Annotated in this window: 13 protein-coding genes; 7 read left to right on the top strand and 6 right to left on the bottom strand. The window is 66.4% G+C overall.

The genetic code is table 11. The features are described 5' to 3' along the window. Positions 1-24 precede the first annotated feature (24 nt). Entirely contained in the window at positions 25-1341 is a 1317-nt protein-coding gene (locus AC07X4_RS14805) for an MFS transporter (protein WP_494740503.1), read from the top strand. A 63-nt stretch (positions 1342-1404) separates the two neighbouring features. On the opposite strand, the gene AC07X4_RS14800 is transcribed toward AC07X4_RS14805, so the two are convergent. Beyond that, positions 1405-2061 (bottom strand): NAD(P)H-dependent oxidoreductase, encoded by a 657-nt coding sequence (locus tag AC07X4_RS14800; protein WP_056067837.1) that lies wholly within the window; start codon positions 2059-2061, stop codon positions 1405-1407. 249 nt (positions 2062-2310) lie between these two features. Between AC07X4_RS14800 and AC07X4_RS14795 the strand changes: the two genes are divergently transcribed. Together AC07X4_RS14795 and AC07X4_RS14790 are read left to right on the top strand one after the other, a co-directional pair. Beyond that, complete coding sequence (locus AC07X4_RS14795; protein ID WP_494740502.1) at positions 2311-4512, top strand: PAS domain-containing hybrid sensor histidine kinase/response regulator; 2202 nt, start codon at positions 2311-2313, stop codon at positions 4510-4512. Beyond that, on the top strand, positions 4499-5161 hold the full coding sequence (locus AC07X4_RS14790) for an RluA family pseudouridine synthase (RefSeq protein WP_146871069.1): 663 nt from the start codon (positions 4499-4501) through the stop codon (positions 5159-5161). The genes AC07X4_RS14795 and AC07X4_RS14790 overlap by 14 nt, the downstream gene beginning before the upstream one ends. 72 nt (positions 5162-5233) lie before the next feature. Here AC07X4_RS14790 and AC07X4_RS14785 read toward each other — a convergent pair whose 3' ends face one another. After that, positions 5234-6139: an EamA family transporter gene (locus AC07X4_RS14785; RefSeq protein WP_494740501.1), complete on the bottom strand. Its 906-nt coding sequence runs from the start codon at positions 6137-6139 to the stop codon at positions 5234-5236. 75 nt (positions 6140-6214) lie between these two features. Here AC07X4_RS14785 and AC07X4_RS14780 point away from each other — a divergent pair, with 75 nt between their 5' ends. From AC07X4_RS14780 to AC07X4_RS14765, 4 genes are all read left to right on the top strand, one after another. Then, positions 6215-6730, top strand: a complete 516-nt coding sequence (locus tag AC07X4_RS14780) for a MarR family winged helix-turn-helix transcriptional regulator (protein WP_056746174.1) — start codon at positions 6215-6217, stop codon at positions 6728-6730. Positions 6731-6769: 39 nt separating this feature from the next. Next, a complete protein-coding gene (locus tag AC07X4_RS14775) occupies positions 6770-7531 on the top strand; it encodes an SDR family NAD(P)-dependent oxidoreductase (RefSeq protein ID WP_056640525.1) in 762 nt (253 codons plus the stop codon). 91 nt (positions 7532-7622) lie between these two features. After that, on the top strand, positions 7623-8807 hold the full coding sequence (gene bktB, locus AC07X4_RS14770; protein WP_494740500.1) for a beta-ketothiolase BktB: 1185 nt from the start codon (positions 7623-7625) through the stop codon (positions 8805-8807). Positions 8808-8995: 188 nt separating this feature from the next. Further along, entirely contained in the window at positions 8996-9979 is a 984-nt protein-coding gene (locus AC07X4_RS14765) for a tripartite tricarboxylate transporter substrate binding protein (RefSeq protein WP_494740499.1), read from the top strand. 191 nt (positions 9980-10170) lie between these two features. Here the strand turns inward: AC07X4_RS14765 and AC07X4_RS14760 are convergent, their stop codons facing one another. From AC07X4_RS14760 to AC07X4_RS14745, 4 genes are all read right to left on the bottom strand, one after another. Continuing rightward, positions 10171-10608 carry a universal stress protein gene (locus AC07X4_RS14760; RefSeq protein ID WP_494740498.1) on the bottom strand — a complete coding sequence of 146 codons (438 nt, stop codon included), beginning with the start codon at positions 10606-10608 and terminating at the stop codon, positions 10171-10173. A 123-nt stretch (positions 10609-10731) separates the two neighbouring features. Further along, positions 10732-11511, bottom strand: a complete 780-nt coding sequence (locus tag AC07X4_RS14755; RefSeq protein WP_494740497.1) for a 2OG-Fe dioxygenase family protein — start codon at positions 11509-11511, stop codon at positions 10732-10734. A gap of 122 nt (positions 11512-11633) precedes the next feature. Further along, positions 11634-12125, bottom strand: a complete 492-nt coding sequence (locus AC07X4_RS14750) for a hypothetical protein (protein ID WP_056067657.1) — start codon at positions 12123-12125, stop codon at positions 11634-11636. A 204-nt stretch (positions 12126-12329) separates the two neighbouring features. After that, positions 12330-15290, bottom strand: coding sequence for an EAL domain-containing protein (locus AC07X4_RS14745; protein WP_494740496.1), 2961 nt, complete (start codon positions 15288-15290; stop codon positions 12330-12332). Positions 15291-15365 lie beyond the last annotated feature (75 nt).

Raw genomic sequence — 15365 nt, 5'->3', positions numbered from 1 at the left:
CACCCACCCGGCGCAGGCCCTGCAATCCCACCCGCAGACCCGCGCGCCGCACTGCTGCAGGACCCCAACTTCCGCTGGATGATTGGCGGCTCTGCCCTGTCCATGCTGGGCGACCAGTTCACGCTGATCGCACTGCCCTGGCTGGTGCTGCAGATGACCGGCGACACGCTGGTGCTGGGCACCGTGCTGGCCCTCATCAGCGTGCCGCGCGCCTTGTTCATCCTGATCGGCGGCGCGCTGGTAGACCGCCATTCGCCCAAACAGGTGCTGATGATCACCAAATACGTCAACCTGGTCCTGCTGGCCGCGCTGGCGGGGCTGGTGTTTGCGGGCACGCTGTCGTTGTGGATGGTGTACGCGCTGTCGCTGGGCATAGGGCTCGCCACGGCCTTCAGCATTCCGGCGGGCACGGCCATGATGCCGTCGGTGGTGGCACGCCCCCAGCTGCAGGCCGCCAACGGCATCAGCCTGGGCCTGCGGCAGCTGACGATGTTCCTGGGGCCCTTGCTCGCGGGGCTGTTGATTGCCCTGTTTGGCGCCGGTGGCGCGGGCCACACCGCTGCGGATGCGCCAGCACACGCCAACGCCACAGGCATCGGCATCGCCTTCGCGCTGGATGCGCTGAGCTTCGCCGTGTCGGCCTGGACGCTGTCCAAGGTGCAGACGCGTGCGGGCCTTGCGGATCTTTCCGCCCCGACGGCCGCGCCACAGGCGGTGCTCGCTTCGGTGGCGCAGGGCTTGGGTCATTTCTGGCGTGACAGCGAGTTGCGCACCTGCTTTTTGTACTGGAGCGCCATTGCCCTGTTCATCATGGGACCCATCCACATCGCCATTCCGGTGCTGGCCAGCAGCAGCCCGCAGCTCGGTGCCGCCGCCTTCGGCATCATCGTGGGCGCCCACGGCGCGGGCACGCTGCTGGGCATGGTGGTGTCGGGCATGGTGCCACGGCTGCGGTTCGGCAGCCTGGGCATGACCATTCTTGCGTTCGACGCCATCATTGGCGCGTTGTTCATGCCGCTGGGCCTGATCACCGCCGTGTGGCAAGGCGCAGTGCTGATGCTGGTCATCGGACTGCTCGGCGGCTTCATGCAGGTGAGCGTGTTCACATGGATCCAGCACCGGGTCCCCCCCGCCCTGCTGGGCCGCGCGATGAGCCTGTTCATGTTCATCTTCATGGGCCTTGCGCCAATCTCTGCCGCCGTGACGGGCTGGGTGATGAAGAGCATCACGCTCACCCAGCTGTTTGCCGCCAGCGGCGGAACGCTGGTGGTGCTGGCGGCACTGGCTTTTGTGCTCACACCCATGCGCCGCGTGACGGATGCAGCGCCCGCCGCGCGCTGAAGCTCCCCACGCAAAAAAGGCTGGACCACTGTCCAGCCTTTTTTGTGCCTGAGGAGGAGATCCTCAGACTTCGGTCACGAACTGCTCGCGGGGGCGACGCACCTTCTTCAGGTTCACCAGCCAGTCGCCTTCGTCGGCGCGGTAGCCCAGCGGCAAGATGGCGACGCTGCGCAGGCCGCGCGCACGCAGGCCCAGGATTTCATCCAGCGCGTTGGGGTCGAAGCCTTCCATGGGTGTCGAGTCCACTTCTTCAAAGGCCGCAGCGATCAGGGCTGCGCTCATGCCGATGTAGGCCTGGCGGGCTGCGTGCTGGAAGTTCACTTCGGCATCGCGCTGGGGGTAGCTGCTGAGCAGCATCTGGCGGTAGTTTTCCCAGCCTTCGTTCTTGAAGCCACGCTGGTCATTGGTCAGGTCGAACATCATGTTGATGCGGTCGGCCGTGTAGTTGTCCCATGCCGCAAACACCAGCAGGTGCGAGCCGTCGGTGATCTGGGCCTGGTTCCAGGCGATGGGCTGGATCTTGGCGCGCACAGCGGGGTCGGTCACCACGATGATCTCGAACGGCTGCAGGCCGCTGGAGGTGGGCGCCAGGCGGGCGGCTTCCAAAATGCGCTCCACCTTCTCTTGCGGCACCTTCTTGGCGGGGTTCATCTTCTTGGCGGCGTAGCGCCATTGCAGCTTGTTCAGCAGGGGTTGAGCGAGAGTGGTGTCTGTGGTCATGGCAGCGTCCTGAAAGAAGTTGTGGATCAAGGGATGTATCGATGGTGGAACTGTAGGCATGCCACGGTGGTTCGGTAAGCCCTGCCAAAGAAACGGATTGTTCGCAATTCATCAACAATCGACACACAAGCGCTTTGCAACCGCGCTCTGTTGGTGCATCCGCCATCGCGTGATGCCGGATGGGCGGGCGTACACTTGAGAAAGCCTGGGCGAGCGCCCGGGCACGCACCCGGCTGACCGCGCCCCTTCATGAGTGAACCCGACCTGTCTTTTCTGGACCCTGCAGGCCGCCAGCCCGCAGCCGCAGAGCACATGCCTCGCCCGCCTGTCCCCCACTCCCGCACGCCCGGCGCTTCGGCAGAGGGCCTGGTGGCCGAGCTGCGCGCCTACCAGGCCGAGCTGGAAAACCAGAACAAGGTGCTGCGCTACAGCCAGGCCGTGGCCGAGAGCGCGTACGAACGCTTTGAGACCCTGTTTGCCAGCGTGCCACTGGCCCTCATGGTGGTGGACGACCACGATATGGTGGTGCAGGCCAACTCCATGGCGCACCGCTCTTTCCAGCCCACCGAGCGCGACCGGCCACTGACCGCGCTGATGCCTTTTGTGTGCCCGCAAGACGCCGCGCGCGTGCGCGAAGCCTTTGCCCAGGCGCAGGACCTGGGGCACAGCGAGGTCAAGGAGGTGGTTTTCACCATCAGCAATGCCACGCGCATCACCGGCGACCTGCACATTGCCCACATCGATGCACCGCAGACCAGCGGCCCGCCGCTGTCGCAGTTTTTGTGCGCGGTGATCGACCAGGGCCCGCTGCTGGCCGAGCGCCAGGCCTTGCAGCACAGTGCCGAGACCCTGCAGCAGCGCAATGAGCAGATCCGCGCCAGCGAAAAGCGGCTGGAGGCCGTCATCAACTCCGCGCTGGACGCCATCATCTGCGTGGACCAGCACCAGCGCATCACCGTGTTCAACCCCACGGCGGCCGCGCTGTTCCAGTGCAGTGCCAGCGACGCGCTGGGCAGCACGCTCGACCGTTTTTTGCCCGACGCGGCGCAGGCGCTGGCATTTGCCCAGCTCACCACGCAGGCCCTGCTGGGCGAGATGACGGCCCTCACCGCCAGCGGCAAGGAGCTGGCGGTGGAGGTGAGCGTGTCGTTCGAGCGCCATGCCGACGGGGAAACCACCACCGTCTTCGCCCGCGACCTCACCGGCCGCAAGAAGGCCGAGGCGCACCGCAACGAGCTGGAAGCCCAGCTGCGCGAGTCGCACAAGATGCAGGCCGTGGGCACCATGGCCGGGGGCATCGCGCACGACTTCAACAACATCCTGGGCGCCATTCTGGGCAATGTGGAGCTGGCCAAGGCCGACTGCGCAGCAGGCTCGCCCGTGCTGGAGAGCCTGCTGGAGATCGACAAGGCCGGCCGCCGCGCGCGCGACCTGGTGCGCCAGATCCTCACCTTCAGCCGCAACGAGCCCCCGCAGCGCTCGGCCGTGTCGCTGGCCGAGGTGGTGCACGACACCGAGCGCCTGCTGCGCGTGACCTTGCCTCCGGCCATCGAGCTGCACATGCAACTGCAGGCGGGCCTGCCGCCCGTGCTGGCCGATGCCACGCAGGTCGAGCAGGCCCTGCTCAACCTGTGCACCAACGCCGTCCATGCCATTGGTACCGAGCGCGGCAGCATCCATGTGGAGGCCGCCACCGTGCAGCCTGACCAGCGCCTGACCGAGCGCCTGGGCCTCGCGCCCATCGACTACGTGGCCCTGACAGTGCGCGACACCGGCCCCGGCATGGACGCTGCCACGCTGGAGCGCATCTTCGAGCCCTTCTTCACCACCAAGCCCGTGGGCCAGGGCACCGGCCTGGGCCTCGCGGTGGTGCATGGCGTGATGCGCACACACGAAGGCGGCGTGGATGTGCAAAGCACGCCGGGCCAGGGCAGCCGGTTCACGCTGTACTTTCCGGTCGCCACCGGTGCGACTGCTGGTGCGCAGCCCAGCCCCGCCGCGCAGGCCTTGCCACTGGCCGCCACGACGTCTGGACCGGAGCCTGCAGAACCACCCGGCGGTGCGCCTGGCAAGAAGCACCATGTGATGTACGTGGACGACGACCAGGCCCTGGTCTTCCTGGTGCAGCGCCTGCTGCGCCGCCGGGGCTACGAGGTGAGCGGCTATACGGACCCGCACGAGGCCACGGCTGCGTTGCGGGCTGATCCGCAGGCCTACGACCTGCTGGTCACCGACTACAACATGCCCGGCTTCTGTGGCGTGGACCTGGTGCGCGAGGCCCGCCTCATCCGCCCCGACCTGCCCGTGGCACTGGCCTCGGGTTACGTCACGGCCGAGATCGAACAGGCCGCGCTGGCCGAAGGCGCGCAAGCCTTGATCCACAAACCCAATGACGTGGAAGAACTTTGCGCCACCGTGCAGCGGCTGATCGTGGGCCATGACCCTGCCTGAACCCGTGGCAGATGGCGTACAGGCGCTGTACGAAGACGACGACCTGCTGGTGCTGTGCAAACCCTCCGGGCTGCTGTGTGTGCCCGGCCGGGGGCCCGACAAGCAAGACTGCCTGAGCGCCCGCGCCCAGCAGCGCTGGCCCGGCGCGCTCATCGTGCACCGGCTGGACCAGGCGACCTCGGGCCTGGTGCTCATGGCGCGCCACATCGACGCACAGCGGCGCCTGGGCCACGCGTTTGCCGAGCGCCAGGTGCACAAGCGCTACCAGGCGGTGGTGCAAGGGCTGCTGGGCACAGCGGGCGGCGACTGGAGCGAGATCGACCTGCCCATTGCCGCCGACTGGGAGCGCCGCCCGCTGCGCGTCATCGACCACGCCGTGGGCAAACCCAGCCTGACCCACTGGCGCGCACTGGCGCAAGACGCTACGGCGCAGACCACGCGCATCGAGCTGGAGCCCATCACCGGCCGCACCCACCAGTTGCGCGTGCACCTGGCCGCCATCGGCCACGCCATCCTGGGCGACGGGCTGTATGCCGATGCCGCCACGCAGGCACAGGCCCCGCGCCTGCTGCTGCATGCCAGTCACCTGGCCTTTGCGCACCCCACCACCGGGGAGCAGGTAGCGCTGGAGTGGGCAGCCGATTTCTAGCCCAATGGCCCGACAGCGCTAGTGGAACATGCACCAACCGCTATCCATTCAATAGCAAACAGTAGGTGCTGATCAGCGCCCGCCCGGCGGCATGGCGCGCGACATGGCCCACTGCACGGCCAGGATGCTCGCCAGGACCACCAGCATGCCCACCAGCGATACCCCTGTCATGGCCTGCCCCAGCAGCGCCCAGCCCAGCAGCACCGCCGTGACCGGGCTCAGCAGCCCCAGCGACGACACCGCCACCGACGGCAGGCGCGCAATGCCACGGAACCACAGCGCATAGGCCACCAGCGCGCCTGCCAGGCTGAGGTACAGATAACCCGCGATGTGGGTGGGGGTGAGTGCGGGCAAAGGCGGGTCCACCGCCCAGGCCACCGGCGCCAGCATCACGCCGCCTGCCAACAGCTGCCAGCCGGTAAACGCCAGTACCGGCAAGTCAGACCGCCAGCGCCGCGACCAGAACGTGCCCGCTGCCATGCACAGCGTGCCCACCAGCGCGGCAGCCACGCCCACCATGTCCCAGCGCGCACCGGGTGACAGCAGCAGCGCCGCCATGCCCAGCACACCCAGCGCCCCGGCCGCCAGCGCCAGTGCGGGCGGGCGCCGGTGGTCCAGTGCCCAGGTCAGGCCCATCACCACCAGCGGGCCCACGGCACCCACCACCGCAGCCACGCCACCGGGCAACCGGTAGGCCGCCACAAACAGCAGCGCCTGGAACACGCCAATGTTCAGCGCCGCCAGCACCGTCAGGCGCCGCCACCCCACCCAGTCGCCCCAGGCCGGCCAGCGGCGGCACCACAGCACTAGCAGCAAGCCCGCGGGCAAGGTGCGCAGCAGTGCGGCGGTGAAAGGCCGGTCGGGCGGCAGCAGCTCGGTGGTGACGATGTAGGTCGAGCCCCAGATGACCGGTCCGAGCGCTGTGGTGAGCGCATCCAGCCAGGCGGAGGAACTTGCAGAAGCACGTGAAGCAGCCATATATTTATCTTCAAATCAAGACAAAAACTCTACCATACAATCTCGAATTCAAGACAAATCAACCACCACAAGCCCATGGCCACCCCACGCCAACCCGACGCCGTCGACGCCATCCTGGCCCAGTGGAAGCGCGAGCGCCCCGACCTGGACGCGAGCCCCATGGGCCCCATCGGGCGCATCAAGCGCTGCGCCGCGCTGCTGGAGCGGCGGCTGGATGAAACCTTTGCCGAATTCGGCCTGAGCCGCTGGGAGTTCGACATGCTGGCCACGCTGCGCCGCAGTGGCGCGCCCTACTGCCTGGCGCCGACCACGCTGTTCTCCACGCTCATGGTCACGTCGGGCACCATGACGCACCGCATGGCCAAGCTCGAAGCCCAGGGCTGGATCGAGCGCCTGCCCAACCCGGCCGATGCCCGCAGCTCGCTCGTGCAGCTCACGCCCCAGGGGCTGGAGCTGATCGACCGCGCCGTGGAAGCCCATGTGGCCAACGAACACCGCATCCTTTCCGACCTCAAGGCGGCCGATCTGGCCGCGCTGGATGCACGGCTGGCCCTGCTGCTGTCCGCTTTGGAGTCACGCAGAGGCCAGTGAAGACACCCGCCCCTGTGTACTGCGCAGTAACATGGCGGGATGCCTCAAAACCACCTCTACATCCTCACCGGCGCATCGCGCGGCATGGGCCTGGCCATGGCCCAGCAGCTTTTGCGCAGCGGCAACACCCTGATCTGCATTGCCCGCAGTGCCAACGACGACCTGGCCGCCGAGGCCCGGGCCGCAGGCGTCACCATTGAACAGTGGCAGCAAGACCTGTCGCAGGGCGAGCAGGCGGCCCATAAGCTGCAAGCCTGGCTGCAGGCCCAGGGCCCGCAGGCGTTTGCCAGCGCCACCCTCATCAACAACGCGGGCATGATCCCGCGCATTGCGCCGCTATCGGCCAGTGACGTGGACGACCTGGCCACCGCCCTGCGTGTGGGGCTGGAAGCGCCCATGCAGCTCACCGCCGCCTTCCTGGGCGCGACGGACACCTGGACGGTGCCGCGCAAGGTGCTCAACATCTCCTCGGGCCTGGGCCGCCGGGCCATGGCCTCGCAGGCAGCCTACTGCGCCGCCAAGGCGGGCATGGACCATTTCACCCGCTGCGTGGCGCTGGACGAGGCCCTCAAGCCCCATGGGGCCAAGGTATGCTCGCTGGCTCCCGGTGTGATCGACACCGACATGCAGGTCCAGCTGCGCGGCGCCGACCCGGCCGCCTTCCCGGACCGCCAGAATTTCGCCAACCTCAAGACGGGTGGCCAGCTCACATCGCCTGCCGACGCCGCCACCCGCGTGCTCGCCTGGCTGGAGCGCGCAGACTTCGGCACCAACCCGGTGGCCGACGTGCGCGAGGCGTGAACCCGATTACTCCTATTTTGATAGCTGCTACCGCATGATTCACTAGCGCTTGCAGCCGTTTTGACCTGAATTTCTCTGAAAGGACCTCCCCATGACCCGTGAAGTCGTCGTCGTCAGCGCAGTGCGCACCGCCATTGGCACCTTTGGCGGCAGCCTCAAGGACGTGCCCCCCACAGAACTGGGTGCAATCGTGGTGCGCGAATCGCTCGCACGCGCCAACGTGGAAGGCAAGGACGTGGGCCACGTGGTGTTCGGCCACGTAGTCAACACCGAGCCCAAGGACATGTACCTGTCGCGCGTGGCGGCCATCAACGGCGGCTGCGCCGAGGGCACGCCCGCATTCAACGTCAACCGCCTGTGCGGCTCGGGCCTGCAAGCTATCGTCAGCGCCAGCCAGTCCATCCTGCTGGGCGACACCGACGTGGCCATTGGCGCCGGAGCCGAGAACATGAGCCGCGTGCCTTTTGCCAGCCTGAACATGCGCTGGGGCGCCCGCATGGGCGACACCAAGATGGTGGACATGATGATCGGCGCGCTGCACGACCCCTTCCACAACATCCACATGGGTGTGACGGCCGAAAACATCGCCGCCAAGTGGGGCATCAGCCGCGAAGACCAGGACAAGCTGGCGGTCGAGAGCCACAACCGCGCCGAGCGCGCCACGCAGGCCGGTGTGTTCAAGGACCAGATCGTGCCCGTCACCTTGAAGAGCAAAAAGGGCGACGTGTTGTACGCCACCGACGAGCACTTCCGCCCCGGCGCCACGATGGACGACCTGGCCAAGCTCAAGCCCGTTTTCATCAAGGAAAACGGCACGGTGACGGCTGGCAACGCCTCGGGCATCAACGACGCCGCCGCCGCCGTGGTGCTGATGGAAGCCGGTGCTGCCAAGGCCCGTGGCGCCAAGCCCCTGGCCCGCCTGGTGGCCTACGCCCACGCTGGCGTGGACCCCAAGTACATGGGTATCGGCCCCGTGCCCGCCACGCAGCTGGCGCTGAAGAAGGCCGGGCTCACCGTGGCCGATCTGGATGTGATCGAAGCCAACGAGGCCTTCGCCGCCCAGGCCTGTGCCGTGACCAAGGACCTGGGCCTGGACCCGGCCAAGGTCAACCCCAACGGCTCGGGCATCTCGCTGGGTCACCCCATTGGCGCCACCGGTGCGCTCATCACCGTCAAGGCCCTCCACGAGCTGCAACGCATCCAGGGCCGCTATGCGCTGGTGACGATGTGCATTGGCGGCGGCCAGGGCATTGCGGCTATTTTTGAGCGCCTCTGACCTGCACGCGGGTGCGCACACTGCCATCGCCACCCGCGATGCTGCCACCTGCTATTGGCAACGCGAGCGCCACAGTCGATCAGCGATCATTGTCGCCCGCTGCCCCAGATCAGCCGGGCCACCGCAGCCGCACCCAGCGGCCTGGCGGCGACCCGCACACCACTGAACCGACGGAGACACCTCTCACCATGATGCGCACCCTGCTTTCCTTCACCGCCCTCGCCTTCGCGCTGGGCACCACGGCCCACGCCCAGGCGCCTGCGCCCGCTGCGGCATACCCCGCCAAGCCCATCCGCCTGATCGTGCCCTTCCCGCCCGGCGGCGGCACCGATATCCTGTCGCGCCTGGTGGCCACCAAGCTCACCGAAAGCGCCAAGTGGACCGTGGTGGCCGACAACCGCGCCGGCGCAGGCGGCACCATCGGCATTGGCGAGGCAGTCAAGGCTGCGCCCACCGGCTATGACCTGGTCATGGGCCAGAAAGACAACCTGGTGATCGGCCCCTGGCTGTACAAAAACCTGCCCTGGGACCCCACCAAGGACCTGACCGCCGTGGCCCATGTGGCCTACACGCCCGTGGTCATTGCCACCAGCGCGAACTCCAAGTTCAAAACGCTGGCCGACGTGGTGACTGCTGCCAAGGCAGCGCCCGGCACCATCACCTACGGGTCGCCCGGCAACGGCACCTCGATCCATCTGGCAGGCGACCTGTTCGAAAAGGCTGCGGGTATCAAGCTCAGCCACATCCCTTACAAGGGCTCCAACCCTGCGCTGATGGATGCGCTGTCGGGCAACGTGGACCTGCTCATGTCCTCGGTGCCATCGGCCATGGCCCAGATCAAGTCGGGCAAGCTGCGCCCGCTGGCTGTGACATCGGCCAAGCGCAGCTCGTCCATGCCCGAAGTACCCACCGTGTCCGAGTCGGGCTTCAAGGACTTTGATGTGAGCACCTGGTACGGCGTGTTTGCGCCCGCAGGTACACCGGCCACCGTGGTGAACGTCGTCAATTCAGAAATCAACAAGCTGCTGGCCACCCCCGAGATGAAGGCCGCCATCCACGCCCAGGGTGCCGAGCCGGAGGCCATGTCGTCCGCTCAGTTCAACACCCTGCTCAAGACCGACTACGCCAAGTGGAAGGGCATTGTGGAAGCCTCGGGCGCGAAGATTGAGTGACCCCCTGAGGCGCTTTGCGCCTTCCCCCTGAGGGGGACGCACCCGGTGGACTGGCAGAGCCAGCTCCACGGGTGCACTGGCCTGGAGAGCGCCTGGTCCGCGAACAACGGACAGCAGGTGATGCGCGACATCATCGAGAACTGAAATAAAAAACGGCTCCTTTCGGAGCCGTTCTTCATGGGGGAGCGTGTTCAGTCCCGCACAACCAGCACGGGGATGTGCACTACACCCAGCACACGCTGCGTGACGCTGCCCAGCACCAGCTTTTCCAGGCCACGGCGGCCATGCGAGCCCATCACGATAAGGTCGGCGCCGGTGCTCTCGAGCGCACGCAGGATGCCGTCGTGCACCGCATGGCCCTCCCCAACCACGGTGGTGACCTGCACACCCGTATCGGCCATGGCCTTCTTGGTGGCGTCCAGCGCGGCATTGGCCTCGGCTGTGGCGGCGCTGATGTATTGCGCCTGGCCGTAAGCAAAGTCGGCGCCAACGCCGGTGAAGGGATAGGGGTCGATCACGTACACCGCCGTGACGGCGCTGCCAAAGGTCTTGGCCAGGCCTGCGGCCTTGGACACGGCCAGCATGGAGGTCTTGGAACCGTCGACAGGAACCAGAATGTGTTTGAACATGGTGCTACTCCTTGAATGAGGGGTGGGACCAGGCTTGTGGCCTGACCATGGGTGACAGTGTGAACCGCCACCATACCCCGCATCTTGATTCGCATCAAATCGGATGCACTTCTGCCGCAGTGTTCAGGCCCTGGACGGCGCCAGCCCCACCACGTCCGCACCCTGGAAGTTGCCCCGCCGGCAGGTCACCACCAGGGTGTCGCGGTAGCCTCCGTCTGTGAGCGGCTGGATGGGCGTGGACTCGTGGATCATGCGCGCGTCGTCCAGCAGCAGCAGAGACCAGGGCTGCGTCAGCGTAAAGCGTTGTCCGGCAGGGCCGTTGGCCTCAAACACCCGCGTCTCGCCACCCTTGACGCCCTCGCGCCCCACCAGAAACACCGCCACCAGATCCACCCCGTCGCGGTGGGCACCTTCGGGTGTGGGGCGACCAATGCCGTCGGTGGTGTCGATGCGGAACTGGTGCGCCTCTACAAACCAGGGCACCGGTGCCTGCGGCCCGGCAAACACGGCGTCCGACACGCCCGCCAGCGCGGCCAGCAATTGCTGCCACACGGGCTGCGCCACGGTGGCGGGCTCCATGGGGGCAAACCAGCGCTCCATGCCGCCGTGCAGCGCGTTGTACTCCACGGGCTGCCAGTGGGCGCGGTGCGGCACCTGCTCCATCCGGCCCTCCTGCAGCACAAAGCAGGCGTGGCGACGGCGGCGGTAGCGGCCACCGTCCTTCAGGAATTCATCGGGCGGCAAGGCTGCCCAGTCGCTGTTGAGTGCCAGCAGCGCCGACAGGTCAGCGCCAACCCACTCGGCAACGGCCTCAGGGCTGAGCACGGCAAAGCCGCTGCTTTGCAGCTGGCTGGCGACGTCAGCCGGTGTAGTGAAAGGGGGAGAAAAGGAGACTTGGGCCATAGAGGCCCGAGCTTAACCGCAGCCGCCACCACGGGTTCTGCGATGGCGCAAACAGGGTGGGTGCAGTGTGGGGGCCGCATCCGAGTCCACGCAACCTGCCAGCCCCCGTGGTCGCAAGCCGCTCAGTCCCGGTTGCCATGACCCTTGCCACGGCCTTCACCCTTGCCATGCCCGCGGTCATGGTCACGGTCGTGTTTGCCGCCGCGTCCACGGTCGTCATCCCAGCGATGGTCATCGCGCCCGCGCGGACCCTGGTACGGGTTGCCACGGCGTGGGGGCGGCTCCTGCACAAAGTACACCGGCTGGCTGCAGGCGTTGTAACGAGCGCAGTGTTTGCCCCAGTTCTTGGCATGGCCGGGCGGCACATACAGGTAAATGGGCGCACGCGGCACCACCACAGCAGGGCGCTGGATGATGACGGGCTCTGCGTAAATCAGCGGCGGTGGCGGTGCATTGCCAATGTTGATGCGGCCATACACGCCGGGTGCCAGTTCGCCCCCCACGGTGGCATTGACGTAGGCCTGCGCATGCGCGCCGCCCGCCAGGCCGAGGAGCGCGGCCGCAGCCGCACCCGAAACAAGAAGACGGATCGTGGGAAACATGGTGTTTTTCATGGAAAGCTCCTGCTGACTGCCACACCGTGCACGCAAACAGTGTGTGCACAGGGAGGGCGGCCCTGTGTGAGTCACAAGGCTTCTTGTACCTTACACCTTTCAGACGCTACAAAATGTCAGCCAATGGCGACAGTTGTTGGCGCGAGAGGAGGTACCGCGAGGCCTTGGCTGCCGGCGCCCAAGCCCGATATACGTCCACCGGCATCACGACGCCGTTGCACTGGCAGCCGCCTGCTGCAGTGCCTCCGCCGGCCCGGGGCGCCCGAACAGGTAGCCCTGCCAGGTGTGGCAGCCCAGCCCCGCCAGCATGTCGCGTTGCTCCTGGGTTTCGACCCCCTCGGCAATCACCCCCAGGTCCAGGCTCTGGGCCAGGGTCACGATGGTGCGGGCAATGCTGGCGTCATTGGCGTCGGTGAGCAGGTCGCGCACAAAGCTTTGGTCGATCTTGAGCTGGTCCAGCGGCAAGCGCTTGAGGTAGCTCAGGCTCGAATAACCCGTGCCAAAGTCGTCCAGCGAGAAGCCCAGGCCCGATGCACGCAGGGTGTCCATGCGCTGGATGGTGTCCTCCACATCGTCCAGAAGCAAGGTCTCGGTCAACTCCAGCTTCAGCCGGTGCGGGTTGGCGCCGGTTTCTTCCAGCACGCCCAGCACTTCGTCCACAAAGTGGCTGTGGCGGAACTGCCGTGCGCTCACATTCACGGCCAAGGACCAGTGGGCAGTCTGCGGGTCGCGTGCCCACTCCACCAGTTGCAGGCAGGCCGTGCGCAGAATCCACACGCCCAGCGGCACGATGAGGCCCGAGGCTTCGGCCACTGGAATGAACTCGGCGGGCGACACCAGCCCGCGCTGCGGATGCTGCCAGCGCACCAACGCCTCGGCGCCCACAATGCCTCGCTGCTGGTGGATCTGCGCCTGGTAATGCAGCAAGAATTGCCCCTCGCGTAGCCCGTCGCGCAAGCCCGCCTCCAGCAGGGTGCGCGCGGTCACGTTGGCCTGGGTGCGCGGGTCAAAGAACCGCAAGGTGTTGCGGCCTGCGCCCTTGGCCTGGTACATCGCCATGTCACCGTGCTTGAGCAATTCGTCCACCGAGCCGCGTGCATCGGCATACAGCGCAATGCCTATGCTGCAAGAACTGTGGTGCGAATGGCCGTCGAGCTGGTAGCTCTGGCTGAGAGCCTGCAGTACCGTGCGCCCCACTGTTTCGGCCTGGGCGGCCGCTTCGTGCGCCTGCGGGCTGAGCCCCTCCAGCAGCACGACAAATTCGTCTCCACCCAAGCGCGCGACGGTGTCGCCCATGCGCACGCAGCCCCCCAGGCGTGCGGCGACCTGGCGCAGCAGCTGGTCGCCCAGCTCGTGGCCCTGGGTGTCGTTCAGGTCCTTGAAGTTGTCCAGATCCACAAACAGCAACGCACCGCCCGCGCCTGAGCGTGCGCTGGCGGCCAGGCTGTGTTGCAGGCGGTCATTCATCAACCGACGGTTGGGCAGACCCGTGAGCGGGTCGTAGAAGGCCAGCAGGCGGATTTCTTCTTCGGCAGCCTTGCGGCTGGAGATGTCCGTCTGCGTACCCACGTAATGGGTGATCTCGCCGCGCGGCGAACGCACGGTGGTGATGGTGATCCAAGCCGGATATTCGGTGCCGTCCTTGCGTCGGTTCCATACCTCGCCCTGCCACATGCCGCTGGAGTGCAAGGTGTTCTTCATGGCCGCGTAAAAAGACGCGTCCTGGCGGCCCGAGTGCAGCAGGCGCGGTGTCTGGCCCACCAGCTCGTCCACCGTGTAGCCGGTCAGCCGCGCGTAGGCCTGGTTGGCTTTGAGGATCCTCTGGTCGGGCCCTGTCACGATCATGCCCTCGAACGACTCAAACACCGTGGCAGCAATCTGCAGCGATTCTTCGGCCTTGCTGCGCTCTGTGATGTCGGTCGAGATGCCACACAGCGCATAAATGCTGCCATCCGCGTGGCGCAGCGGAATCTTGATCGACAAAAACGCGCGTGTCTCGCCCGTGGCGGCGGGCGTGTTCACCTCCTCCGCCTCCAGCGTCTCGCCGTCCTCCAGCACCCGACGGTCGTTGGCCCTCAGCCGTTGCGCCGTGGCTGCGTCGAAAAACGCCGCATCGTCATGGCCCAATACTTCGTGCGCCGGCCTGCCAAAGTAATGCAGCGTGTGGTGGTTGGCGTACTGGTAGCGGTAGTCCTTGCCCTTGATGTAAATGAACGCGCCAACACTGTCCAAAATGGTGGCGAGCTTTTGCTCGCTGTCCCGCAAGTGGCGCGTACGCTCTTGGACCTGGCGACGCAAGATCGCAACCATCAACGCAGCCAGCAAACTGAACGCCACCAAGCCCGCAAGCCCCCGCCACACCCAGGGGGAAATCTGTACGCCAAGGTCTTGCCCGCCCCAGTGGCGCATCACCTGGGCATAGGCCGGGTCAGCGCCACTGCGCCAGTTCTCGACGGATCGGTCAATGGCCACCAACACATCTGCATTGCGACCGGGGCCGGTCGCAAAGAACAGCGTAGCGGGCTGGAACACAATGCCCGTGTCCACCACGCCATAGCGGGCCGAATGGAAATTGCCGAACAGATGGTTGGAGATGACCGCATCGGCCTCGCCCCGCTGCACCATGGCAAACGCATCTATCAGGCTGGGCGCATCCACCAAAGTCACCTGGATGCCAAAGCTGTCCACCATGTTCAGGAATGTGGACCGCTGCACGGAGCCCTTGAGCACCGCGACCCGCTTGCCCTGCAGGTCAAACAACGAGTAGATGGGCGCGCCTGATGTCCGGTAGATCTGCGACCAGCTGTGCAGCACTGGCAGGCGGTGAAAGTCGTACAGGATCTCGCGCTCGGGCGAGCGAGCCACATCGGGCATCAGGTCGAGCCGGCCCTCGCGCAGCGCATCCAGGCAGTCCTGCCAGCTGCAGGGCACATATTTGATGGTCCACTGCTCGCGCGCAGCCACCAATTGCAGCAGATCCACAAAAATGCCTGCGGCCTTGCCATCGGCATCCACAAACACCTTGGGTTCGTTCGAGTACACGCCCACACGCAGCTCGCGGGGCGCCGCTGCAATGCTGGCGCTGGCCGTCAATACGGCCGCCCACACAATGCCTTTGAGCCACGCGGCACAGCGCCGCACCAGCCAGTTCACGCCAGGTTTCACACCGGACCCCCCAGGTGATGGAGAAACCATGTTAACGAATGCTTGCAAAAACCTCCAAAAATTAACTACCGTGTG

The organism is Acidovorax sp. GW460-11-11-14-LB4 (genome assembly GCF_059423685.1).
The sequence above is the reverse complement of the archived record's forward strand: the minus strand, read 5'-3'. Positions and strand labels throughout refer to the sequence as shown.